General features: G+C 45.9%; 23 protein-coding genes. 12 read left to right on the plus strand and 11 right to left on the minus strand.

Annotated elements, in window-relative coordinates:
* Positions 1–153: 153 nt before the first annotated feature.
* Positions 154–1425 carry an NRAMP family divalent metal transporter gene (locus IX95_RS24240; RefSeq protein WP_006963130.1) on the plus strand — a complete coding sequence of 424 codons (1272 nt, stop codon included), beginning with the start codon at positions 154–156 and terminating at the stop codon, positions 1423–1425.
* Between the two features lie 62 nt (positions 1426–1487).
* Here IX95_RS24240 and rapA read toward each other — a convergent pair whose 3' ends face one another.
* Positions 1488–4397 (minus strand): RNA polymerase-associated protein RapA, encoded by a 2910-nt coding sequence (gene rapA, locus IX95_RS24245; protein WP_038164674.1) that lies wholly within the window; start codon positions 4395–4397, stop codon positions 1488–1490.
* A 473-nt stretch (positions 4398–4870) separates the two neighbouring features.
* Between rapA and IX95_RS24250 the strand changes: the two genes are divergently transcribed.
* From IX95_RS24250 to IX95_RS24270, 5 genes are all read left to right on the plus strand, one after another.
* Complete coding sequence (locus IX95_RS24250) at positions 4871–6247, plus strand: PhoH family protein (protein ID WP_038164676.1); 1377 nt, start codon at positions 4871–4873, stop codon at positions 6245–6247.
* A gap of 118 nt (positions 6248–6365) precedes the next feature.
* Positions 6366–7370, plus strand: a complete 1005-nt coding sequence (locus IX95_RS24255; RefSeq protein WP_021456673.1) for an ornithine carbamoyltransferase — start codon at positions 6366–6368, stop codon at positions 7368–7370.
* Positions 7371–7617: 247 nt separating this feature from the next.
* Entirely contained in the window at positions 7618–8547 is a 930-nt protein-coding gene (pyrB, locus tag IX95_RS24260) for an aspartate carbamoyltransferase (RefSeq protein ID WP_038164704.1), read from the plus strand.
* Positions 8548–8561: 14 nt separating this feature from the next.
* A complete protein-coding gene (gene pyrI / locus IX95_RS24265) occupies positions 8562–9023 on the plus strand; it encodes an aspartate carbamoyltransferase regulatory subunit (protein ID WP_006963135.1) in 462 nt (153 codons plus the stop codon).
* Between the two features lie 127 nt (positions 9024–9150).
* Positions 9151–9540, plus strand: coding sequence for a RidA family protein (locus tag IX95_RS24270; protein WP_004747250.1), 390 nt, complete (start codon positions 9151–9153; stop codon positions 9538–9540).
* Between the two features lie 55 nt (positions 9541–9595).
* On the opposite strand, the gene IX95_RS24275 is transcribed toward IX95_RS24270, so the two are convergent.
* Positions 9596–9787: a hypothetical protein gene (locus IX95_RS24275; RefSeq protein WP_006963136.1), complete on the minus strand. Its 192-nt coding sequence runs from the start codon at positions 9785–9787 to the stop codon at positions 9596–9598.
* 99 nt (positions 9788–9886) lie between these two features.
* Positions 9887–10819, minus strand: coding sequence for a malate dehydrogenase (mdh, locus tag IX95_RS24280; protein WP_019274196.1), 933 nt, complete (start codon positions 10817–10819; stop codon positions 9887–9889).
* Between the two features lie 330 nt (positions 10820–11149).
* Between mdh and argR the strand changes: the two genes are divergently transcribed.
* The 5 genes from argR to IX95_RS24305 all read left to right on the plus strand — a co-directional run bounded on the left by argR (position 11150) and on the right by IX95_RS24305 (position 16841).
* Entirely contained in the window at positions 11150–11620 is a 471-nt protein-coding gene (gene argR / locus IX95_RS24285; RefSeq protein WP_006963138.1) for a transcriptional regulator ArgR, read from the plus strand.
* Between the two features lie 335 nt (positions 11621–11955).
* Positions 11956–12924, plus strand: a complete 969-nt coding sequence (locus IX95_RS24290) for a TAXI family TRAP transporter solute-binding subunit (RefSeq protein ID WP_038164677.1) — start codon at positions 11956–11958, stop codon at positions 12922–12924.
* Positions 12925–13152: 228 nt separating this feature from the next.
* The gene (locus tag IX95_RS24295) at positions 13153–15732 is read left to right on the plus strand and encodes a TRAP transporter permease (protein ID WP_038164679.1); all 2580 of its coding nucleotides are present in this window, start codon (positions 13153–13155) and stop codon (positions 15730–15732) included.
* 134 nt (positions 15733–15866) lie between these two features.
* A complete protein-coding gene (locus IX95_RS24300; RefSeq protein ID WP_021456669.1) occupies positions 15867–16304 on the plus strand; it encodes a universal stress protein in 438 nt (145 codons plus the stop codon).
* A gap of 144 nt (positions 16305–16448) precedes the next feature.
* On the plus strand, positions 16449–16841 hold the full coding sequence (locus IX95_RS24305; RefSeq protein ID WP_019274199.1) for a DUF2061 domain-containing protein: 393 nt from the start codon (positions 16449–16451) through the stop codon (positions 16839–16841).
* Positions 16842–16847: 6 nt separating this feature from the next.
* Here the strand turns inward: IX95_RS24305 and IX95_RS24310 are convergent, their stop codons facing one another.
* Complete coding sequence (locus tag IX95_RS24310; protein ID WP_006963144.1) at positions 16848–17648, minus strand: glycosyl hydrolase 2 galactose-binding domain-containing protein; 801 nt, start codon at positions 17646–17648, stop codon at positions 16848–16850.
* Positions 17649–17781: 133 nt separating this feature from the next.
* Positions 17782–18195, minus strand: a complete 414-nt coding sequence (gene rraB, locus IX95_RS24315; RefSeq protein ID WP_006963145.1) for a ribonuclease E inhibitor RraB — start codon at positions 18193–18195, stop codon at positions 17782–17784.
* A 565-nt stretch (positions 18196–18760) separates the two neighbouring features.
* Here rraB and arcA point away from each other — a divergent pair.
* Entirely contained in the window at positions 18761–19990 is a 1230-nt protein-coding gene (gene arcA / locus IX95_RS24320) for an arginine deiminase (RefSeq protein WP_038164681.1), read from the plus strand.
* 142 nt (positions 19991–20132) lie between these two features.
* On the opposite strand, the gene IX95_RS24325 is transcribed toward arcA, so the two are convergent.
* The 6 genes from IX95_RS24325 to mlaD form a co-directional block, all read right to left on the minus strand.
* Positions 20133–20873: a 1-acylglycerol-3-phosphate O-acyltransferase gene (locus tag IX95_RS24325; protein WP_006963147.1), complete on the minus strand. Its 741-nt coding sequence runs from the start codon at positions 20871–20873 to the stop codon at positions 20133–20135.
* Between the two features lie 112 nt (positions 20874–20985).
* A complete protein-coding gene (murA, locus tag IX95_RS24330; RefSeq protein WP_038164683.1) occupies positions 20986–22251 on the minus strand; it encodes a UDP-N-acetylglucosamine 1-carboxyvinyltransferase in 1266 nt (421 codons plus the stop codon).
* A gap of 9 nt (positions 22252–22260) precedes the next feature.
* Entirely contained in the window at positions 22261–22515 is a 255-nt protein-coding gene (gene ibaG, locus IX95_RS24335; RefSeq protein ID WP_006963149.1) for a BolA family iron metabolism protein IbaG, read from the minus strand.
* Positions 22516–22528: 13 nt separating this feature from the next.
* On the minus strand, positions 22529–22837 hold the full coding sequence (locus tag IX95_RS24340) for an STAS domain-containing protein (RefSeq protein WP_038164686.1): 309 nt from the start codon (positions 22835–22837) through the stop codon (positions 22529–22531).
* Positions 22834–23475, minus strand: coding sequence for an MlaC/ttg2D family ABC transporter substrate-binding protein (locus tag IX95_RS24345; RefSeq protein ID WP_019274205.1), 642 nt, complete (start codon positions 23473–23475; stop codon positions 22834–22836). Before IX95_RS24345 ends, IX95_RS24340 begins: the two co-directional genes overlap by 4 nt.
* A gap of 2 nt (positions 23476–23477) precedes the next feature.
* Positions 23478–23969 carry an outer membrane lipid asymmetry maintenance protein MlaD gene (mlaD, locus tag IX95_RS24350; protein WP_006963152.1) on the minus strand — a complete coding sequence of 164 codons (492 nt, stop codon included), beginning with the start codon at positions 23967–23969 and terminating at the stop codon, positions 23478–23480.
* Position 23970: the final 1 nt, after the last annotated feature.

Consider the following 23970-nt stretch of genomic DNA (forward strand, 5'->3'; position numbering starts at 1 on the left):
ATATCAGAGTCATGCCTGTGACGGCGTTTCCACATCCTAGTATGTTTTAGCTTTTTTCATGTAAATAATATTTAACGCCTTGATTGCATATGATATTCATACCCACCATTGACAAGACACAATCACTAACAACAAAAACATCAAGGAACACAAATGGAAACGATCTCCGCTTCAGAGAGCCAACCCAAATACTCTCTGTCACAACTCGTCCGTTCGCTAGGCCCAGGGATCATGATGGCCGCTGCCGCGGTAGGGGGCTCCCATCTGGTGGCTTCAACAAAAGCCGGGGCGATTTACGGGTGGCAGCTAGCCGCACTCATTTTGTTAGTTAACTTTTTTAAATATCCATTTTTCCGCGCCAGTATCCAATACACCATGGGAACCGGAGAAAGTCTGGTCGAAGGTTATGCAAAGCTTGGCCGACCTTACCTATGGCTGTTTGTCGCACTCAGCGTTATTTCCGGTATCGTCAATACAGCCGCCTTACTGCTCTTCAGTGCTAGCTTGCTGGGTTACTTCATTCCCTTCGACCTCTCGACCACAAGCTTGTGCTTAATCATCTTAGCCACCTGTTTAACAATTCTATTTGCAGGTCACTACAAAGCCCTCGACTCCTTATCCAAAATCATTATGGCGGTACTGACCATTGCAACCCTGACTGCGGTCGCTATTGCCGCAGGTAACCCTGTCGAAGCGGTTCCTGCTTTTGAAGCGCCCTCACCTTGGTCCATTGCCGCCATCGGCTTTATTGTTGTAACCATGGGTTGGATGCCAGCACCGATTGAAATTTCCAGCCTGACATCAATGTGGCTTAAAAGTCAGCAACGCCACCAAAAGGTAACGGCTCGTTCCGCTTTGTTTGATTTCAATGTGGGCTACATCGGTACAGCAATTTTGGCGATTGTTTTCCTTGCGCTGGGTACTTTGGTCTTACACGGGAGCAATATTGAATTATCTCAATCGGGTGTGGGCTTTTCGCATCAGCTGGTTGGACTCTATGCATCAACCATTGGCGAATGGTCACGTTACCTGATTGCAGCCGTAGCGTTCTTCTGTATTTTTGGCAGTACGATTACGGTGATTGATGGCTACGCTCGAGTGATTTCAGAGTCTCAACGACTACTGCGTAAGCAAAAAGAGATGAAGCCTAAAGTAACTCAGGGTTGGATGTTACTTATCTCTGCAGCGGCACTATCGATCATCGTATTCTGGGCGGCAGCACTACTACCAATGCTTGATTTTGCGATGATTTTGGCCTTTATGACCACACCGTTTTTTGCACTGCTTAACTATATTCTGGTTTCAAAATCTAAGTTGCCAGAACCTTTGGCGCTCAGTAATAAACTGAAATGGCTTTCTATCACTGGCCTTGTCTACCTGTTTGGTTTCTTGGCGGTATTTGTGTGGTGGAAGTGGCTGATGTAGTCAAATAGCGACCAACAAAAAAGGCCTTCAAATGAAGGCCTTTTACTGCAAGTTGCGTAAAATCAGTTGTGGGACACAACAATCATACGCAGCGAGTCCAACTGGTACTGAGCTTGAGCAATGTAGCCATTCAGCTCTTTAATCTGCGCTTCAATCGCTGCAAGTTCTTCATCACGGATGTTTGGGTTAACCGCTTTCAATGCTTGCAGTCGTTCCAGCTCCGCATTCAAGCTCGCCTGCATTTCTTGTTGTGCTTCAGCACGTACAGCTTCGACTTTTTCGACAATCAGCGCTTCACCTGCGGTGATCATTTGATGGACCTGAGCCTGAACTGACGACACCAGTTTGGTCGCCATATGACGGCCTACCGGGCTAAGCTGGCGGTTAAAACTTTCAAACTCAACCTGCTGAGATAAGTCACTGCCTTTGCCATCCAACATCAGACGGATTGGTGTTGTCGGCAGGAAACGGCTGATTCCACTGCGTTTTGGCGCCTGAGCATCGACTTTATACACTAGCTCAAGCAGCATGGTACCTACTGGCAATGCTTTGTTCTTCAGTAAAGAAACCGCGGTTGCACCGACGCCTTCACTCATCAGTAAGTCAATACCACCCTGAATCATCGGGTGCTCCCAACTAATGAAGTTCATGTCTTCGCGAGACAACGCCGTTTCACGATCAAAAGTGATCGTCGCGCCTTCATAAGGCAGACCAGGATAACTTGGCACCATCATGTGTTCAGATGGCGTCACTACCAAGGCATTTTCCCCTTTGTCGTCCTGATTAAGGCCAATGGTATCAAACAGACTCAACGCAAAGGTCACCAGATTAGTATCACCATCGGTTGCCGCAATCTTATCGACGATCTGTTGCGCTTTTTCACCACCATTGGAATGCATTTCCAATAAACGGTCACGCCCTTGCTCAAGTTGAGATTTGAGCTCTTTATTCATCGCTGCCGATTCGCTGATCACATCATCGAGTTCGGTAACGTCACCCGAAGCCAGCATTTCAATCAAACGATCAGAGAACTTGTCATACACCGCGCGACCTGTCGGGCAAGTTTCAGCAAACGCATTTAGACCTTCATCGAACCAACGAGCCAGAATCGCCTGTGAAGTTTGCTCCAGATAAGGAACGTGAATATCAATATCACGGCTCTGACCAATACGGTCCAGACGACCAATACGCTGCTCAAGTAAGTCAGGGTTGAACGGCAAATCGAACATCACCAGTTGGTTTGCAAACTGGAAATTACGACCTTCTGAGCCAATTTCACTACAGATAAGGACCTGAGCGCCACCCTCTTCCTGTGCAAAGTATGCAGCAGCTTTATCACGTTCAAGAATAGACATACCTTCGTGGAACACGGTGGCACGGATACCTTCACGCTCACGCAGCGCCTGCTCTAGCTGTAGCGCTGTGCTAGCACGAGAAGCAATAACCAAGATCTTGTCACTGCGCTTTTGTTTGATCTTATCAATCAACCAATTGACACGTGAATCAAACTGCCACCAGCTAGCATCATCACCTTCAAACTCTTGGAAGATTTCTTCTGGATAAAGATTTTTCAGCGCACGTGCTTCAGGGCTGATTTTGCCACCAATCATGCCCGATACGCGCATAGAAGTCGTGTACTGCTGAGGGATAGGCATTGGCAATAGGTTCACGTTACGTACCGGGAAGCCTTTGATCGCTGCTCGGGTATTACGGAACAGCACGCGTCCGGTACCATGACGGTCCATCAGGTTGTCGATCAGTTCCTGACGAGCTGCGGCTTTGGCATCTTCTTCGCTATCGCTTTCAATAATGCGGAACAGAGGCTCAACATCCTGCTCGGACAACAACTCAGTAATCTGATTTTTAGCGTTATTCTCAAACTGTTGACCAGAGAACAGCGCACTCACCGAGTCCGCTACTGGCGCGTATTGCTCTTCTTCTTCAACAAACGCTTGGTAGTCATAGAAGCGGTCTGAATCCAACAAACGCAGACGGGCAAAGTGACTCTCACGTCCTAGTTGCTCTGGGGTTGCGGTCAGAAGAAGTACCCCTGGAGTGCGCTCTGCCAGCCCCTCAATCACCTGATATTCACGGCTTGGCTGCTCTGGGCTCCATTCTAGATGGTGCGCTTCATCGACAACCAACAGATCCCACTCACCTTCAAGTGCTTGCTCAAAACGCTTACGACTCTTACGTAAGAAATCCAGTGAACACAGTACATATTGCTGGGTATCAAACGGGTTATCTGAATCAGCAAACGCCTCAATACAGCGCTCTTCATCAAAAATCGAAAAATGCAGATTGAAGCGGCGCATCATCTCCACTAACCATTGATGCTGCAACGTTTCCGGTACCACAATCAAAATACGCTCCGCTCGGCCCGCTAACACCTGCTGGTGGATGATCATCCCAGCTTCAATGGTTTTGCCTAGACCTACTTCATCGGCTAACAAAACGCGAGGCGCATGACGACGACCGACTTCATGAGCAATGTATAGCTGGTGAGGAATCAAACCAGCACGCATACCACAAAGGCCGCGCATCGGGCTCTTATGCTGTTCATATTGGTTCATCAATGCACGATAACGGAGCACAAAGTTGTCCATGCGATCAATCTGACCGGCGAACAATTTATCTTGCGGCTTGTTAAAACGGATTTGGTTACTGAGCATAATTTCGCGCAGCATCACCTCTTGCTCTCCGCTGTCTTCGCGGGTACCGATGTAGGCAAATAGACCTTGGTCCTCGACCACTTGCTCAATCTTAAGTGACCAGCCTTGCTGACTGTCAACGACATCACCAGCGTTAAAGGTTACTCGGGTAACAGGCGCATCATTACGAGCGTACACTCGGTTCTCTTCTGAAGCTGCAAACATAAGTGTCACAGTGCGAGCATCCAGTGCTACTACAGTCCCTAAACCTAAATCGCTTTCTGTATCGCTAATCCAGCGCTGGCCCAAAGCAAATGTCATGAATCGACTACCTCATCTGTTTAATTCAAAAATGGGTCTATTTATCTTAGTTGTTCTTGCGTGACTTGAAAGGCAACTGACGGGGAAGTGAATGGTCAGCAGTCACGCCAAAAAGGTCGCTCATATTACTCGAAGCTGTGATATTGGTCACGCACAAACACCTCAAAAAACAACAAATTTTTCTCTATCTTTTGCATGACATCAAAGTGTAAGAAAAGAGTGGCAAATCTAAAAAAGAGAGTTGGAAATCTGACTTATACTCACAAATGAGAATGCAGGCGATGGTGTCAATTTTTCGACTGGCACGAGAGATGCATTATTTCGGATGACGATCAACACGGGTTTGTAGCATATCAGCTAACCGACAGCGATCTCTGAGCGACTTAGCGACATGCTGCAAGCAACCGCAGGTAGGCCATCATCACAAGCGATTGTGAATGGCAAACAAGCCGCATCACGGCAAGGAGACGCTTATGGGTGACACGGATCGGAAACTTTTTGTCCTAGACACCAACATCCTTCTTCATGAACCTTTAGCCATCTATTCCTTTCAAGAACACGACGTGGTCATTCCTATGACCGTCCTCGAAGAACTCGACCGAATCAAAGACAGCAAACGCGACGTTGCCCGCGATGCCCGAGTGGCCATCCGCGCAATGGAAGCCATGTTCAAAGACGCCACACCAGATGAAATCTCTGACGGCATTCCGATTAACCGCGATAAAGAAAACACCGGACATATCTCTATTCTCGCCGATTTTGAGCTGCAAGAAACTGTTAAGGCTTTTGCAGACAAAGCAGGCGATAATCGCATTCTTAATGCGGTGCTTTATCTGCAAAACAAACGTGCACCACGTGAAGTGGTTCTGATCACCAAAGACATTAATATGCGCTTGCGCGCCAAAGGCGCTGGCGTTCGCTTCGTTGAAGATTACCGTACCGACCAATTGATTGATGACGTTCAGTACCTAACTAAAGGCTTCCAACAAATCGAAGGCGACTTCTGGAGTAATATCGAAGAAGTCGAGAGTAAGAACCTTGGCGGTCACACGTTCCACACTATAGACCGAGAACCTTTTGAGCCGACATACATCAATCAATATGTTATTGATGAAGAAAGTGACTTTGCAGGGCGAGTGGAAGAAATAACCCCTGAAAAAGTGACACTCAAAGATCTCAGCCGCGAGCGTATGATGCATCGCCGAGCGTGGGACATCACGCCGAAGAACATTTATCAGGGCATGGCGTTAGATGCCTTACTCGATCCTGATATTGATTTGGTGATTCTCACCGGGGCTGCGGGCAGTGGTAAAACGCTACTTGCTATGGCTTCCGCTTTGGAGCAAACCATTGAACACGGTATGTTCGACAAAATCATCGTCACACGTAATACGCCAGATATCGGCGAATCGATTGGCTTCTTGCCCGGCAGTGAGGAGGAAAAAATGCTGCCTTGGTTAGCGGCGGTAACGGACACGCTGGAAGCACTACATAAGCACGACCACTGTACGGAAGGCTCATTGAAGTACATCTGCGACAAAGCCAATATACAGTTTAAGTCGATAAACTTTATGCGTGGCCGCTCAATCCAAAACGCGTTTGTGTTGCTGGATGAATGCCAGAACCTAACCGCTTCGCAAATCAAAACCATCATTACTCGCTGTGGTGAAGGTACTAAGATAGTCTGCTCGGGTAACCTGGCGCAGATTGACTCCCACTACCTCACCCCTGTTACCTCAGGATTGACCTACATAGTTGAACGCTTCAAGAACTTCGAAGGCAGCACTAATGTCCACCTAAATGGCGTCGTGCGTAGCCGTCTGGCGGAGTTTGCAGAAGAGAATTTATAGTCATAAAAAGCGGGATATTATTTATATCCCGCCGTATTTTTAAAATAATTATTCACAAGCATCACATAACTATGTTTAACTAGTCCTATTAAAATAATGAGCAATGAAGGACTGAAGCATGGCTTTCAATCTACGTAACCGAAATTTCCTTAAGCTTCTCGATTTCACCCCAAAAGAGATCCAGTTTTTACTCGATCTATCTGCGGATCTTAAGAAGGCAAAATACGCGGGCACAGAACAGAAAAAGCTCGTAGGCAAAAACATCGCCCTGATCTTTGAAAAAGCCTCCACTCGCACCCGATGCGCGTTTGAAGTAGCAGCCTTCGACCAAGGCGCACAGGTATCTTACATCGGCCCATCCGGTTCACAGATCGGTCATAAAGAGTCGATGAAGGACACCGCGCGTGTATTAGGCAGAATGTATGACGGCATTGAATATCGAGGGTTCGGCCAAGAGATCGTAGAAGAGCTGGGGCAATACGCTGGTGTCCCCGTGTGGAACGGTTTGACCGACGAATTTCATCCCACTCAAATACTGGCCGATTTTCTCACCATGCTTGAACACAGCCGCGGTAAACTGCTCCATGAAATCAAGTTTGCTTATTTAGGCGATGCACGCAACAACATGGGTAACTCTCTACTGGTAGGTGCAGCCAAAATGGGCATGGATATACGTCTCGTCGCCCCTAAAGCTTTCTGGCCAGAAGAGGAACTGGTGGCAAACTGCCAGCTGATTGCTCTACAAACCGGGGCAAACATCACGCTGACTGAAAGCGTTGATGAAGGCGTTAAAGATTGCGACTTCCTTTATACTGACGTGTGGGTTTCGATGGGTGAAGCTCCAGAAGCTTGGGATGAGCGAGTTGCACAAATGAAGCCTTATCAAGTCAATATGGACACCCTAGATAAAACCGGTAACCCGCAAGTCAAGTTCATGCATTGCTTACCGGCATTTCATAATGATGAAACCACCATAGGCAAGGAAGTAGCAGACAAATACGGTATGAATGGGCTTGAAGTCACCGAGGAAGTGTTCGAATCTGACCACTCGATTGTGTTTGATGAAGCAGAGAACCGCATGCACACGATTAAAGCTGTGATGGTCGCAACACTCGGTTCATAACACCAACAAAAATTGCACCATAAAGCTTCGATGTAATCGCTTGCGTTAACAAATCTTCAGCGTATAATGCTCGGCAATTTGTCTGGAGGTAGTGATCAAATGCCACGTAAAACGTGTTCTACAAAACGATTTACATTAGGTAAGCCAAAACGCTTACTGGCTGGTCTTTTTACTATTTCCACCGATTTTTAAAGCCTCCCTGTTGGGAGGCTTTTTTATTGCCTAAATTGCAGATGGGACGATGATTATGACGAACACGCTTTATAACAAGCACATTATCTCAATTCCTGAGCTTTCTCGTGAAGAGCTGGAACTGATTGTCAAAACCGCAGGTCAACTCAAAGCAGAGCCTAATCCTGAGCTGATCAAGAATAAGGTGATCGCCAGCTGCTTCTTTGAGCCTTCTACCCGTACTCGTCTGTCTTTTGAAACCGCTATCCAGCGTGTCGGTGGCAGCGTAATCGGTTTTGATAATGGTGGTAACACATCGCTCGCCAAGAAAGGAGAAACCTTATCGGACTCGGTTCAGGTTATCTCTTCTTATGTCGATGCATTTGTTATGCGTCATCCACAGGAAGGCGCTGCACGATTAGCTTCTGAATTCTCCAATGGTGTACCTGTCATCAACGCAGGTGACGGAGCGAACCAACACCCAACCCAAACTCTGCTCGACCTGTTCTCTATTGCCGAAACACAAGGCCATCTTGATAACCTCAATGTTGCCTTTGTTGGTGACCTGAAATACGGCCGTACTGTTCACTCTCTGACGCAGGCTCTGGCGAAGTTTAACAATGTTCGCTTCTACTTCATCGCTCCAGAGGCACTGGCGATGCCAGATTATATTTGTGAAGAGTTGGATGAAGCTGGCATTGAATACAGCATGCACACGGACATGGAAACGGTCATCCCTGAGCTAGACGTGCTGTATATGACCCGTGTTCAGAAAGAGCGCTTTGACGAATCGGAATACGCACACATCAAATCCGCCTACATCCTTACTGCAGCCCTGCTGGAAGGCGCGCGCGATAATCTAAAAGTGCTACACCCACTACCTCGTGTGGATGAAATCACTGTTGATGTCGATAAAACGCCACACGCCTATTACTTTGAACAGGCTGAAAATGGCGTCTATGCGCGTGAAGCCCTACTTGCCCTTGTTTTAAACCAATCGCTGTAATCGGGAGAATCATCATGGCTAAAGAAACTCAATTGCAGGTTGAAGCAATCAAAAACGGCACCGTTATTGACCACATCCCAGCTCAGATTGGTATTAAAGTTCTCAAGCTCTTTTCAATGGATAAGTCAGAGCAGCGCGTAACTGTTGGCCTCAATTTGCCGTCTTCGGCCCTCGGCCACAAAGACCTGCTTAAGATTGAAAATGTTTTTATTAGTGAGGAGCAGGCAAGCAAGCTGGCCTTATACGCACCGCATGCCACGGTTAACCAAATTGAAAACTACGAGGTTGTGAAGAAACTGGCACTGGATTTACCAGAACAGATCAACAACGTGTTTGAATGCCCAAACAGTAACTGCATTACCCACGATGAACCGGTAGAAACCAGCTTTAAAGTGTTCGAGAAAAAAGATAACGTGCGATTAAAATGTAAGTATTGTGAGAAGGTCTTCTCACGAGAAATCGTTACTGAACGTTAATCGTCGCTTAATCATAAATTATCAATCCCTGCTCTCTGATAGCAGGGATTTTTCTTTACGCCGCTCTGCTTTCACGGCACACTGACTTCCCTTAATTACGTTAACCCTCAACAGATGGAACATAATAATGACTAAAGTACTTCATACAGAATCCGCTCCTGCTGCTATTGGCCCATATGTACAAGGTGTAGACCTAGGTAACATGGTACTGACTTCAGGTCAGATCCCAGTAAACCCTGCAACAGGTGAAGTATCAGCAGACATCGCTGAACAAGCTCGTCAGTCTCTGGATAACGTAAAAGCGGTGGTTGAAGCATCTGGCTTGTCTGTTACTGACATCGTTAAAATGACAGTTTTCGTAAAAGACCTTAATGACTTCGGCACAGTTAACGAAGTGTACGGTAAATTCTTCGATGAGCATAACGTAGCAAACTACCCTGCACGTTCATGTGTGGAAGTGGCTCGTCTACCTAAAGATGTGGGTATCGAAATTGAAGCTATTGCTGTTCGTAAGTAATTTGCAAATACCATAAAAAAAGCGAGCATTGAGCTCGCTTTTTTATGGTCAGGAATCAATAGTACTTGTCACAACCTATATGCAGTTGTGGATCATCCATTAATTCGCTGATGTCAGCGGCAAACTGCTGATGTGAATCACGCTCCTCAATAAGAATCGCATGGTTCTTCTTATCAACGGCCAAGACTCTTCCGACGCCCTGTTTACATTCCACCAGCATACCTTTTTCGATTTCAGTAATATCCATATTCCACTCCCCTTGTTGTTTATCTATTTACAACCTAAGGGATAAAAAGGATCAAAAAAGCCGACTCAAAGTCGGCTTTTTATAATATTAATTTATGGCTTACTTAACGAAATCCACACCCGTTTGGATGTCGCCGTTCAGTGTTTCTAACATGCCATCAAGTGCTGATTTTTCGAATGCACTCAGTTCACCGTAGCTCAGGATCTCTTCAACGCCATCTTTACCCAGCTTCACTGGTTGTGCGAAGAACGGTGCATGCTCACCATCACCTTCAACGTAAGCGTACTCAACCACATCTTCACCTTGAAGTGCTTTCACTAGAGCAAGACCAAATCGGCAAGCCGCCTGACCCATAGACAGAGTTGCGCTACCGCCACCCGCTTTTGCCTCTACCACTTCAGTACCCGCATTCTGGATACGCTTAGTCAGTGCTTCTACTTCTTCTGCCGTGAACTCAACACCTTCTACCTGAGAAAGCAGAGGAAGAATCGTTACACCTGAGTGACCACCGATAACCGGTACACGTACTTCACCTGGATCTTTATCTTTTAGATCCGCAACGAAAGTTTCAGAACGAATAACATCCAGAGTTGTTACACCAAACAGGCGACGCTTATCATAAACGCCCGCTTTCTTAAGAACTTCTGCCGCAATTGGCACGGTAGTGTTGACTGGGTTAGTGATGATACCGATCATCGCTTTAGGACAAACGTGAGCGATTTTCTCAGCAAGAGACTTAACGATACCAGCGTTGACGTTAAATAGGTCCGCACGATCCATACCAGGCTTACGTGCAACACCCGCTGAAATAAGAACAACATCCGCACCTTCAAGTGCTGGCGTTGGATCTTCGCCCGCATAACCTTTGATTGATACAGGCGTTGGGATGTGGCTTAGATCAGCAGCAACACCCGGAGTAACCGGAGCGATGTCGTAAAGTGCTAAATCTGAACCAGCAGGAAGACGGTTTTTTAGTAAAAGGGCTAGGGCTTGACCGATGCCTCCAGCGGCACCAATAACGGCTACTTTCATCGTAGTTCTCCTTGAGATGAATCTCTTTATAAGTCTTGGGGTGATTTGAAATCAACGCTGTCCAAAGCTATAGCAATCACATACTGATTACAATCAATTAACGTCAGCTTTGCGACCTTGCGCAACTCGGTAACAGCGTGCTACACACAAGTGTTTATTATCCTTACATTTACCTTTATTGACAAAGGGTTAAGTAATTAAAAATTGCAATCTTACATCCCCGTTTACAGTGACACGTTAGACAGATTTTAGGGATAGCATTGGCACAATGTGCATAGCTATGCGAGAATATTCACTTGATTTTTATAAAACTACGGTTGAGAGAGAACCATGCGTCATTCAGAAAAACAAGATAACCTCGTCCGTGCCTTCAAAGCGCTATTGAAAGAGGAACGATTTGGCTCCCAGGGGGATATTGTTGAGGCTCTGAAAAATGAAGGCTTCGAAAACATCAACCAGTCTAAAGTTTCCCGTATGTTGACCAAATTCGGGGCAGTGCGTACTCGCAACGCTAAGATGGAGATGGTCTACTGCTTACCTGCAGAATTGGGTGTACCAACAGTATCCAGTTCTTTGCGTGAACTGGTACTGGATATTGACCGAAACAATGCTTTAGTGGTTATCCATACTGGACCGGGCGCTGCTCAGCTTATCGCTCGCTTGTTGGACTCGTTAGGTAAAGCAGAAGGCATTTTAGGTGTAGTGGCTGGTGACGATACTATCTTCATCACTCCGACACTGAATATGACCACGGAACAATTGTTCAATTCAGTCTGCGAACTATTTGAATATACTGGATAAGTTTCAGATATAACCCCTTATTATTGAGTCACTCGATGGCATTCTTCTTGTGACTCAAATCACATCTTAGATAAATCTCTTCTTCTAAATACACACTAAGCTAAACCCTTGATTCACCAGTAGTTTAACCTGCTAATTCAGGTTAAATTTTCGCGCAAAAACCAGCCAATTTCGCTACATTTTTTAACAATCGTGTAATTATGTGTCAATTTTTTGGTATTATTCAGCCACTTTTTCAACATACGGATTGAAAAAGATGCCGTTTCCATAATAGGAAACTCCCGTAGCGACTACACTTGCTATGGGGTTAATAATGAATAAAGGAAGGGAAATTCATGGCATTGAACAAACTTATTAAAGTTGGTGCTATTGCAGCTGCTGTAATGGGTGCTGGCGCGGTTAACGCTCAAGAGTTCATCACTATTGGTACAGGTTCTGTAACTGGTGTTTACTACCCAACTGGTGGTGCAATTTGTAAGCTGGTTAACAAAGGCCGTAAAGATCACAACATTCGTTGTTCTGTAGAATCGACAGGTGGTTCGATCTACAACGTCAACACTATCCGTGCGGGCGAACTGGACTTCGGTATCGTTCAGTCTGACTGGCAGTACCATGGTTACAACGGTACAAGTAAGTTTGCTGAACAAGGCCCGTACAAAGAGCTACGTGCAATGTTCTCTCTACACACAGAACCATTCAACATCATCGCTCGTTCTGACTCTGGTATCGAAAACGTTGCAGACCTAAAAGGTAAGCGCGTAAACATCGGTAACCCAGGTTCTGGTGACCGTGCAACTATGGGTATAGTAATGGAAGCAATGGGCTGGACTAACGACAGCTTCAAGCTTGCTTCTGAGCTAAAAGGTTCTGAGCGTTCACAAGCCTTGTGTGACAACAAAATCGACGCGTTCGTTTATGTTGTTGGCCATCCAAACGGATCAATCAAAGAAGCAACCACTTCATGTGATGCGAAGCTAGTATCAGCGACTGGCGCGAAAATCGATGAAATCGTTGCCGACAACCCATACTACGCATTCAGTACAGTTCCAGCGGGCATGTACCGTGGTACAGATAAAGACGTAAACAGCTTTGGTGTTGCCGCTACTATGGTAACTACAACAAACGTTTCTGACGAAGTTGCTTACAACGTTGCAAAATCTGTATTCGAGAACTTCGATACCTTTAAGCGTCTGCACCCTGCGTTTGCAAACCTTAAGAAAGAAGACATGGTGAAAGCTGGTCTTTCTATCCCTCTACACCCAGGTGCTGAGAAATACTACAAAGAAGTAGGTCTACTTAAGTAACCTCTCTTTGTTCACCAAGGAGGTCACAACCTCCTTGGTGCATCAAGCTCTAAGGTATTGAGCAATATCGTATTATTTGGAGTTTCACATTTTTGAAACTCCTCTTTATTTCTATCTATCAAAAACTTACAACCGAGCAATATTTCATCTTTTCACTAAACTGAAAGATGCAAAATCAGGTTCTGACAATCATAAAAAGACAGGCCATTTATAATAAGGATTAAGTACATGTCGAAGACAACATCTCCGTCTCAAGACGTGCAAGAAATGGTAGCTCAAGCCGACACAGGTGCCCGTGCCCCATTGGGGATTCCTGGCCGCATCTTATGGTTTGTGCCACTATGTTGGTCATTATTCCAACTTTGGTACGCATCCCCTCTGCCGTTCATATTTAATTTTGGCGTACTCAACGACACTGAAGCACGTTCGATACATTTGATGTTTGCCGTGTTCCTAGCGTTTACCGCTTACCCTGCTCTAAAAACTTCTCCTCGTGATCGAATCCCTGCTCTGGATTGGCTACTGGCGTTAGCCGGCAGTTTCTCCGCTGCTTATATCTATATTTTCTACACCGAGCTGGCTGGCCGCTCAGGTGCTCCAACAACATTTGACATTGTGGTTGCAGTTATAGGAATGGTGCTCCTACTGGAAGCTACACGTCGTGCACTGGGTCCACCGCTGATGGTTGTTGCTGCAGTCTTCTTGCTGTACACCTTTGGCGGTCCGTACATGCCGGATGTTATCGCGCACAAAGGAGCAAGTCTGAACAAAGCCATGTCGCACCTATGGCTAACAACGGAAGGTGTATTTGGTGTTGCATTAGGCGTTTCGACATCATTCGTATTCCTGTTTGTACTGTTTGGTGCAATGCTAGAACGTGCTGGTGCAGGCGCGTACTTCATTAAAGTCGCTTTCTCTCTACTCGGTCATATGAAAGGTGGGCCAGCGAAAGCGGCTGTTGTGGCATCAGGTTTGTCAGGTCTAGTTTCAGGCTCTTCAATTGCTAACGTTGTGACCACTGGTACCTTCACTATCCCACTAATGAAACGTGTCGGTTTCCCAGGGACAAAAGCAGGCGCAGTAGAAGTTGCCGCTTCAACCAACGGTCAACTAACGCCACCTATCATGGGTGCAGCAGCATTCCTGATGGTTGAATATGTGGGTATCTCGTATGTAGAAGTGATTAAAGCCGCGATTCTTCCAGCTCTAATCTCATACATCGCTCTGATCTACATTGTTCACCTAGAAGCGTGTAAAGCGGGTATGACTGGCCTTCCGCGTCGTCACAATCCGACGCTAATCGCGAGCTTGCTGTCATTTACTGGCACCATCCTCGGCTTGTGTGTCATCAGTGCCGTGGTGTACTACGGTATCGGGTGGACAAAAGACGCCTTCGGCGATGCAGCAACACCAATCGTCACCGTTGCGCTCCTCCTTTCTTACGTCGGCTTGGTCAATGTCTCAGCCAAATATGCCAAAGAAGGGGCGATTGAAATTGATGCTGAATTGACTGAAGTGCCGGATCCAGGTCCAACAATTAAATCGGGCTTGCACTACCTACTACCAATCGTGGTTCTAGTATGGTGTTTAACGGTAGAGCGTTTCTCTCCAGGTTTGTCTGCGTTTTGGGCAACGGTATTCATGATCTTTATCCTGATTACTCAACGTCCTCTAATGGCCGTAATGTCAAAGCAAGGATCGATTGCTGAGCAAACCAAAGAAGGCTTTATTGATTTGCTAGAGAGCCTAGTCTCGGGTGCACGTAACATGATCGGTATCGGTGTGGCCACTGCAGCAGCTGGTACGGTTGTTGGTGTTGTCACACTTACGGGTATCGGTCTCGTGATGACGGACTTCGTCGAGTTTATCTCGGGCGGTAACATTATCCTGATGCTACTGTTCACCGCAGTGATTAGCCTAATCTTGGGGATGGGCCTACCGACGACTGCAAACTACATCGTAGTATCCACGTTGATGGCACCTGTTATCGTGACGCTAGGTGCACAAAGCGGCCTGATTATCCCTCTAATCGCCGTGCACTTGTTTGTGTTCTACTTCGGTATTCTGGCAGACGATACACCTCCAGTTGGTTTGGCTGCCTTTGCAGCAGCGGCGATCGCAAAATCGGATCCAATTCGAACGGGTATTCAAGGCTTCACCTACGATATTCGTACTGCCATCTTGCCATTTATGTTCATCTTCAATACTCAGCTTCTTTTGATGGGTATTGATAGTTGGTGGCATTTGTTGCTCACGATCATATCTTCCGTCATCGCAATGCTGATATTCTCTGCAGCAACACAAGGCTGGTGGTTTACTAAGAACAAGTGGTGGGAAACGGTTCTGCTCTTGGTTCTGACGTTTACTTTCTTCCGCCCTGGTTTCTGGTGGGATCAAATTTACCCAGCCAAAGTACTTCACCCAGGTACAGAGATCGCGCAAATCACTGAACAGCTGCCAGTTGGTCAAGAGATTGAGCTTCTTGTTGCGGGTGAGAACCTTGAAGGCGATTTCATCTCGAAGACCGTCCGACTACCATTCGAGGACAGCGCAAAGTCCGCTGAAGATCGTATCTCATCTATGGGTCTGATGCTAAATAACAGCAATGGCCGTATGTTGGTAGATATGGTCGAGTTCGGTAGCCCAGCAGAAGCAGCTGGTGTTGATTTCGACTGGGAAATTCGCTCGGTTGTAGTGGATGCAGATCGACCAATGAAAGAGTGGGTCTTCGTTCCTGCACTGCTACTGCTCATCGGTCTAGGTATGAACCAGAGAAGACGAGCTCGTAAGGATGAACTGAGCGCGTAACTTAGTTAGCCTCGCTCCATAGAAGGAAGTGAGGCTACACTTATACTAAACCACTTAAATCTGGTGGATTTGGTATTAACTAAGGATGCACATCTCAGCCATTTTCATGGTTGTGACTGAATAGAGAGCTATCGATGTATAAGCAAATTCTTGTTCCTGTCGATCTGAACGACAAAGGCTTTTCTGATAAAGCACTTGAGCTGGCTGTCTGGCACGCCAAGCACTCCAATGCTCAAGTTCATCTTCTGAACGTATTACCAGGTATTCACATGTCAATGGTTGCGACCTACTTTCCAAAGGATGCCGCAGCAAAAATGAAAAATGACGTTGAGAGTCAGCTGAAACAGTTCGCTGTCCAGCACATTCCTGAAGAAGTCGTCTATAAAGCGCACGTAGCCGAAGGCAAAGCGTACGCGACTATTCTCGACTATGCGGAAAAGCTTGGTGCCGACCTGATTGTGATGCCAAGCCATAAACGTTCTAAACTGGATAAAGTGGTATTAGGTTCCGTCGCCAGTAAAGTGGTTCAGAACTCACCCATCAATGTCTTGGTGGTAAAACCGCAAGGTTAAGTGGATTGAATAAAGATAAAAGGCGCTCAATTGAGCGCCTTTTTTAATAGTTACTAACGATTGATATTATAGTTTCAATCGATTTTAACTAATGATAATAATTATCAATAATGATCCTATTAAAACCAAAGACTGGATCACATCATGAAAAAGACACTAACCTTTGCTGCTATTCACTTCACAATCGCGTTCACGGTTGCGTATCTATTAACGGGTGATATCTTGATCGGCAGTCTGATTGCCATGATCGAACCTATGGTAAACACCGTGGCGTTTTATTTTCATGAACGAGTGTGGCAAGCCTCACCCCAGTTGAAAAAACGTGAGAACGCTACAGCACTGAAAACCACCAGCTTTGCCGTTGTACACTTTAGTGTGGCGTTCAGTGTGGCTTATCTTTTGACAGGGAGCTGGTTAGTTGGTGGAGTCATGGCTGCAATTGAACCAAGTATCAATACTCTCGCCTATTATTTCCATGAACGAGTGTGGCAACGTAAACAAAGCCCGCTATTTTCACAGCAAGCTGCTCACGTTTAAAAACCACTACACCGGAAAATGGGTCACGCAGAGATCTTCACTCAATCCGATATTAAATTTCTGCGTTTGACCATCCAACATCACTTCTAGCTGATATAGATCATTGGGATCAGGCTGACTAGCATCGAAATAGATCGGCGCTTCGACCTGAAACAGAGCGCTCGCATGATCATTTCGTACATCAATAGGCAGGTGATACGTCATTCCGTTAAACTTAACCGACGCAGAAATCAGCCCTGGTGAATAGGTTTTGTAATGCAGATCGACCATAAACTCACAGCCACCGCCGTGGTGCCAGATCTGCTCGGTTACAACATGATCTAAACGCACATGGCGGATAAACTGCAGGTAAGGCTCTTTCCAGATACCCACTCGTGAGTCAAACTTCTGATGAGGTTGTTCACCTAAAGGACAAATATCCAGCCTGTCTTCTTCGAACAAAAGCTCTTCTTCTTCTTCGAGAAATAGGATCTCAAAGCGATTTCGACCTAACTGCATGTAAGGGCGAATGTCCTTTTTGTATTCCACCTGTGAGCCATCACAATCAAACAACGCGATACCATTAAGTCGCACTTCAGCATGGTAATCTACGCCACCGAGCACCAAGTCAACGGCTGGGAACGCCAGCATAGCCTCGTCAACTTCAATATCGTGCATCAAGTGCCACTCTTGCTCCGCAATCTCTTGTTCGGACAATGTATCAGGTAAGCGCGCGCTCAACGCTGCAGGGAAAGTAATGTCATCCTGAGGAACAGAAAGGTCAGTAAGCGGAGAGATCTGCCATAAGCCTGCGAGTGATAGCTGCATGTTTCCCTTATTAAAATTGCGCTAGATCAAGTTTGGGTGATTATAAAGAATCGTCTGAATGAAAGATACTTATCCCTCGACGAAATACAGCGACAAAAAAACCAGCCTTTGGGCTGGTTTCTTCAACAACTCTTTACTCTTCGTCGTCATCTTCTTCTGGGTACAGCGCATCTTCGCCTTCGTAGTAGGTACCCCATCCGTCGTAGATGATGTCGTATTTCTCTGCAAGGTGAATCAGCTTCTCTACTTGAGCATCAATCGCTTCTGCATCAAGAGCGGATTCCATTGTGGCGTCACAACACAGCAGTTTGTTGCCATCTTCATCTTCTGTTTCTTCAGCTTCCAATACTTCAAAGCCCATTTTAAACGCTTCAACAACGGCTTTTTCTAGCGTATCGAAATCTTCTGCAAACAGGTGATGTTCAATTTCATACAGCGCATCTGGATCACTGCCATCTTCACGTAAGGCTTGGATGATCTCGCGAGTCTCTTCCTTTTGAATCTCAATTAATTCTTCAACTGATAGATATTCGTCTTCATGAGACATAAGTCGGCTCCAGATAGTGACAACATTGATCGATTTTTACCGCAACGGAATATCGCATGGATCCAGCGAAATTACTACCCGCAATCCATTCGGATCGTCATCTTTATTGAGGCAATCATTAACGATCTCACCGGATCCAGCTCACAACATCGGAAACTTAACATTTTTTTATCATCAGCGTGATTCAGAATTATCTGTGGTCGTCGATCACAGTTTCCTCCCCTTAGTTATGCGTTTTTATTTTTCATCACTGCATATCTTAGGAAAAATGAGATCTGCATAGAAATATACCTTTCTGCCACCAGTTGGCAAAGTTGTGAATAGCTATGCTGAATTCAATTTTAATTTGTCAAAATCCCTCTAATAGCGTGGCGAATAGAGTCGCAAAGTCAGCGCACATATTTTACAGTTGAATTTTTAGTTAAAAAAATCACAAAAAACCAATACGTAAGAATTAAAAACCACGAATTTAATAAAAACCAGTTTTTGAACCCAACATTACTGCTTGCATCTTGATAACAACCTTGTCATAAATACGCACTGGATATTATTGTAAGGACGCAAAATGAGTAAGTTGTACGTAGGCTCAGAAGTAGGCCAGTTAAGACGTGTATTGTTAGCCCGCCCAGAGCGAGCGTTAACCCACCTCACCCCTTCAAACTGCCATGAGCTACTGTTTGACGATGTTCTTGCTGTGGAAGCAGCAGGTAAAGAACATGATCAGTTTGCACAAACTCTGACAAATCAGGGCGTCGAAGTATTACTGCTTCACGACCTCCTAGTAGAGACCTTGGCAGTGAAAGAAGCCAAGGAGTGGTTACTGGATACTCAGATTTCTGACTTCCGCTACGGCCCGACGTTTGCTCGCGACCTACGCCATTACTTATCGGATATGGATAATGAGCATTTAGCAACGATCTTGCTCGGTGGTCTAGCTTATTCAGAGCTACCAATACAGTCTTCATCAATGTTACCTAAGATGCATCGTCCGCTGGACTTTGTTATCGAGCCATTGCCAAACCATCTCTTCACTCGTGACACTTCATGTTGGGTTTACGGTGGTGTTTCTCTTAACCCGATGATGAAACCAGCACGTCAACGTGAGACAAACCATCTACGAGCGATTTATCGCTGGCACCCAGTATTTGCAGGGCAAGATTTCATCAAATACTTTGGTGATGATGACCTGCATTATGACAATGCCAATATTGAAGGTGGCGATGTACTGGTAATCGGTAAAGGTGCGGTGTTGGTCGGTATGTCTGAACGTACGACGGCACAAGGTGTTGAGAACTTAGCGGCAAACCTATTTAAGAATGGTCAAGCAAAAGAAGTGATTGCCATCGATTTGCCAAAACACCGTTCTTGCATGCACTTGGATACGGTCATGACCCATATGGATATTGACACTTTCTCCGTTTACCCAGAGATCATGCGTAAAGACCTTGATACTTGGCGCCTGACTCCTAAAGGAGACAGCGAAGACGATGAAATGAAAGTCGAGCAAGTCCCAAGCTACACTCATGCGATTGAAGAAGCACTTGGTGTCGATTACCTCAAGATCATCACAACAGGTGGTGACAACTATGAGGCAGAGCGTGAACAGTGGAATGACGCGAACAACGTCCTCACAGTGAAGCCCGGTGTAGTGATTGGTTATGAACGCAACGTCTACACTAATGAGAAGTACGACAAAGCTGGTATCGAAGTTCTGACTATTCCAGGTAATGAACTGGGCCGCGGGCGCGGTGGTGCTCGTTGTATGAGCTGCCCAATTGAGCGCGACGATATCTAGTTCTACATAACAAAAAGATACTGAGAGGGCTGGCGTAAAAACGCCAGCCCTCTTTTTTCTGATCTAGAAAATGATTATCACCAGAGACAAAAAAGCCCCAGTCTATACTGAGGCTCAATTTCGTTATTTCATTTACTAGAAGTTAAGCTTTTACGCCCGCTTGCTGATTGAGCATTGCTACTTCTTTATCCAGAGATTCGAGCTTATCTTTCATCTGTTCACGACATAAATTTGCCAGCTCGCGGATGTTTTCCTTACCGTATTCTTCTGTACTGATAGGTGGCAGCATTTCAACAATCACATGGCCATTATTCCAGCGGTTGAGTTTAAGCCCACTGGTAGAACTACACACAATAGGAACGATAGGCAACTTAGCGCCAATCGCAGCGTGGAACGCGCCCGTCTTAAACGGCAATAAGCCACGGCCACGTGAACGGGTTCCTTCTGGGAACATCCATACAGAAACGTCACTTTGATTCATGCTGTCGACCACCTGATCGATCGTTCCTTTCGCTTTAGAGCGGTTAGCACGATCAATCAGAATATTACCCGTCAACCAGTAAAGCTGGCCAAACAGCGGCATCCACGCCAAGCTCTTTTTGCCTACCGTGACAACTTTTGGCGTCACAGCAGAAGAAACGGTAAACAAATCCCAGTTGTTCTGGTGGTTAGCAATATAAATATGCTGGCCACGTTTGTATGCGTCCTCTGGTAAACGCAGTTCTAATGTGATGCCAAATACTCGTGACATCTTGCCAAACAGGCGACCAAAGGTAAAAACGTGTTTTGGGTTACGCGGGCTAAGTAAACAATAGCCGCATCCAAACACAAACATCACAATTGCAAAAATCGCGACAGCTAATACACGTAGTAGTGCAATCATTGGTTGTTCTCCAAGAACAAAACAGTCAATAACATATGCCCAAGACTCTAACTGATCTAGCGCTCATAAAAAAGCCGAAACTCTCGTTTCGGCTTACAAATGTTAGCTGAGGTTAATGAGAGTCCCGGAAGCGCTCTATATTGGCCCCAAGAGCCGACAGTTTGTCTTCAATTTTATCGTAGCCACGATCGATGTGGTAAATACGATCAACAATTGTCTCACCATTCGCAATGCAGCCTGCGATAACTAAACTCGCTGAAGCGCGTAAGTCCGTCGCCATTACCTGAGCACCGCTGAGTTCCTCTACGTCACCACAAATCACTGTGTTGCCTTCGATTTCAGCTTTAGCGCCCATACGCATTAATTCAGGTACGTGCATAAAACGGTTTTCGAAAATGGTTTCGGTGATCACACCACCACCTTTCGCCATCAGATTAAGCAGAGTGAACTGAGCCTGCATATCTGTCGGGAATCCTGGGTGTGGCGCCGTACGCACTGTCACCGCTTTCAGCTCGCGATTTGTCATGTCGACAGAAATCCAGTCTTCGCCTGTCTCAACCTTCGCACCGGCTTCTTCCAGTTTAGCCAACACCGCTTCAAGGAGTTGAGCCTTGGTATTACGACACACAACTTTACCGCCAGAGACAGCAGCAGCAACAAGGAAAGTCCCTGTCTCAATGCGGTCAGCAACAACAGCATGTTGACCACCGCCAAGACGCTCTACGCCTTCAATAGTGATGGTGTCAGTACCTGCACCTGAAATCTTAGCGCCAAGCGTGTTCAGGAATTCCGCCGTATCAACAATTTCTGGCTCACGCGCAGCGTTATCCAGCACTGTCTTACCTTCAGCCAAAGTCGCTGCACACATAATCGTAATCGTTGCGCCTACACTGACCTTATCCATTACGATGTGCGCACCTTTCAGACGACCATCGACGTTAGCTTTAACGTAGCCATCTTCCAGTGTGATTGTGGCACCTAGCTGTTCTAGGCCATGGATGTGTAGATCCACAGGACGCGCACCGATGGCGCAACCGCCAGGTAAAGAGACTTGACCTTGACCAAAACGCGCTACTAGTGGACCTAATGCCCAGATAGATGCACGCATGGTTTTAACTAAATCATAAGGAGCGCAATATTCATTAATACTGCTCGGGTCAACGTGTACAGAACCATTACGTTCTACTTTGGCACCTAGACGCTTGAGCAATTCCATCGTCGTGTCGATATCACGCAGGTGCGGCACGTTGGCTACTTCAACGGGCTCTTCCGCTAAAATAGATGCGAAAAGAATTGGCAATGCTGCGTTTTTCGCACCAGAGATTGTGACTTCACCAACCAGAGGTTGCTTTGACCCTTTTACTCGAAACTTATCCATCATTAACCCTTACAGTGACATCAACTTCTTATCACGCGCCCACTCTTCTGGAGAGTAAGCTTTAATGGACACAGCATGGATGTCATTTCTTTGGATATATTCCATCAATGGAGCGTAAATCAGTTGTTGCTTCTTAACGCGGCTCATTCCTTCGAAACTAGCATCAACAGCGACCACTTCATAATGGCTGCCTTCACCTTTAACGTGTAGCTCTTCCAGGTTAAGTGCTTCTTCTAAAATCTGTTGTACTTTTGCGCTATCCACAATTCACCCCTGTTTAATTCTTTAAATGCCCGTCGATAAACTCTTCGACATTACTCAACTGAAATAAAGTTAGCAGTTGTTTTGGCACGAAGCTGAGCATTATATGACAGTTTTGCTTTTTTGCATGCTCTAATAGATGAATTAACATAACCATGCCTGCTGAATCGACTCTTTCGACCTGTTCTAGGCTGATTTCAATCGTCGAGCTGGTCACCTTCCAGTTACATAATGAGTGCCATAAGGCGGGTACCGACTCTCTATCCAGCGCGCCAGTAATTTGGTAGTGGCCGTCAGACACACTTAGCCATTGTTTGGCACTCATTTCTCTTTACCTTCAAAACGAATGGGCTGTGCAGCGAGATCTTCCAAATCTTTCGCTACCGCAAGAATACCTTCCTGACGTAACTTGCCACTCCATTCAGACTGTTTGCTTGATAAAAGGCTGATGCCCTCTGCAATCATATCAAACGCCTTCCACTCACCACTCTTTTTGTCCTTACGAAGTTTGAACTCAAGTTTGATGTTTGGGCGTGGCGCATCGATGATTTCAACCTTAACGCCTGTAATGCTTTTCTTAGGACTGGATTTTGGCTCTGGGCCAAATTTAATGTCCTGATTGGTGTATTGAGTCAATACCTGAGCATAAGAACTCACCAAATAAGCACGAAACGCTTCAATGAACTTACCAACATCCTCTCGCTTTGCCCCTTTCAGGTTAGGGCCTAATAGCTTAAGGGCAGCGTATTTTTCATTGACGTATGGCATCAGCTCTTCTTCGACAATCACTTTGAGATAATCTGGGTCCTGGTGCACTTTATCTTGTTCAGCTTTCAATCTGGCAAACGCCTGTTCAGACACCTGCTTCATCATCTGGTAAGGCTGGGTTTTATCTATTTGAGCCGCAGAAGCGGTAAACGACAGAGCAAATGTTACCAAAGTGAGTACTAACTTTTTCAACATGATTATTCCTCTTCTTTAGCCGAATCAGAACCGCCGACGCTGTACAGCACCTGGCCGATCAAATCTTCCAATACGAGAGCGGATTTAGTGTCTTCAATATAGTCACCCTCCACCAGCATTTGCTCATCATCAAAAACAAAGCCCGGAGTTAAGCCAATGTACTGCTCACCAATAAGGCCAGAAGTTAAGATCTTAACACTGGAGGTTTCTGGAAATTGGTCATACTGACTGCCAATCGCCATCGTCACGACAGGTAGCAAGTTTTCTGTATCCAAGCCAATATCCGTCACTCGCCCAACAACGACACCGCCTACTTTCACTGGCGAGCGAACTTTAAGACTGCCAATGTTGTCGAACTCTGCTTTCAGTGAGTAAGTATCATTTGAACCAATACCCTTTACGTCAGCGACTTGAAAAATCATCACCAGAATTGCGCAAATTCCAGCAAGGACAAAACTGCCGACCCATAATTCAATTTTTCTTGTTTGTTGCATA

The organism is Vibrio sp. B183, from assembly GCF_000740665.1.
Lineage (GTDB): Bacteria > Pseudomonadota > Gammaproteobacteria > Enterobacterales > Vibrionaceae > Vibrio > Vibrio coralliilyticus.

What these genes read in the sequence shown, in the direction of transcription:
- IX95_RS24240 (WP_006963130.1), top strand. Translation starts at nt 154, where the DNA reads ATGGAAACGATCTCCGCTTCAGAGAGCCAACCCAAATACTCTCTGTCA.
- rapA (WP_038164674.1), bottom strand. Translation starts at nt 4,397, where the DNA reads ATGACATTTGCTTTGGGCCAGCGCTGGATTAGCGATACAGAAAGCGAT.
- IX95_RS24250 (WP_038164676.1), top strand. Translation starts at nt 4,871, where the DNA reads ATGGGTGACACGGATCGGAAACTTTTTGTCCTAGACACCAACATCCTT.
- IX95_RS24255 (WP_021456673.1), top strand. Translation starts at nt 6,366, where the DNA reads ATGGCTTTCAATCTACGTAACCGAAATTTCCTTAAGCTTCTCGATTTC.
- pyrB (WP_038164704.1), top strand. Translation starts at nt 7,618, where the DNA reads ATGACGAACACGCTTTATAACAAGCACATTATCTCAATTCCTGAGCTT.
- pyrI (WP_006963135.1), top strand. Translation starts at nt 8,562, where the DNA reads ATGGCTAAAGAAACTCAATTGCAGGTTGAAGCAATCAAAAACGGCACC.
- IX95_RS24270 (WP_004747250.1), top strand. Translation starts at nt 9,151, where the DNA reads ATGACTAAAGTACTTCATACAGAATCCGCTCCTGCTGCTATTGGCCCA.
- IX95_RS24275 (WP_006963136.1), bottom strand. Translation starts at nt 9,787, where the DNA reads ATGGATATTACTGAAATCGAAAAAGGTATGCTGGTGGAATGTAAACAG.
- mdh (WP_019274196.1), bottom strand. Translation starts at nt 10,819, where the DNA reads ATGAAAGTAGCCGTTATTGGTGCCGCTGGAGGCATCGGTCAAGCCCTA.
- argR (WP_006963138.1), top strand. Translation starts at nt 11,150, where the DNA reads ATGCGTCATTCAGAAAAACAAGATAACCTCGTCCGTGCCTTCAAAGCG.
- IX95_RS24290 (WP_038164677.1), top strand. Translation starts at nt 11,956, where the DNA reads ATGGCATTGAACAAACTTATTAAAGTTGGTGCTATTGCAGCTGCTGTA.
- IX95_RS24295 (WP_038164679.1), top strand. Translation starts at nt 13,153, where the DNA reads ATGTCGAAGACAACATCTCCGTCTCAAGACGTGCAAGAAATGGTAGCT.
- IX95_RS24300 (WP_021456669.1), top strand. Translation starts at nt 15,867, where the DNA reads ATGTATAAGCAAATTCTTGTTCCTGTCGATCTGAACGACAAAGGCTTT.
- IX95_RS24305 (WP_019274199.1), top strand. Translation starts at nt 16,449, where the DNA reads ATGAAAAAGACACTAACCTTTGCTGCTATTCACTTCACAATCGCGTTC.
- IX95_RS24310 (WP_006963144.1), bottom strand. Translation starts at nt 17,648, where the DNA reads ATGCAGCTATCACTCGCAGGCTTATGGCAGATCTCTCCGCTTACTGAC.
- rraB (WP_006963145.1), bottom strand. Translation starts at nt 18,195, where the DNA reads ATGTCTCATGAAGACGAATATCTATCAGTTGAAGAATTAATTGAGATT.
- arcA (WP_038164681.1), top strand. Translation starts at nt 18,761, where the DNA reads ATGAGTAAGTTGTACGTAGGCTCAGAAGTAGGCCAGTTAAGACGTGTA.
- IX95_RS24325 (WP_006963147.1), bottom strand. Translation starts at nt 20,873, where the DNA reads ATGATTGCACTACTACGTGTATTAGCTGTCGCGATTTTTGCAATTGTG.
- murA (WP_038164683.1), bottom strand. Translation starts at nt 22,251, where the DNA reads ATGGATAAGTTTCGAGTAAAAGGGTCAAAGCAACCTCTGGTTGGTGAA.
- IX95_RS24340 (WP_038164686.1), bottom strand. Translation starts at nt 22,837, where the DNA reads ATGAGTGCCAAACAATGGCTAAGTGTGTCTGACGGCCACTACCAAATT.
- IX95_RS24345 (WP_019274205.1), bottom strand. Translation starts at nt 23,475, where the DNA reads ATGTTGAAAAAGTTAGTACTCACTTTGGTAACATTTGCTCTGTCGTTT.
- mlaD (WP_006963152.1), bottom strand. Translation starts at nt 23,969, where the DNA reads ATGCAACAAACAAGAAAAATTGAATTATGGGTCGGCAGTTTTGTCCTT.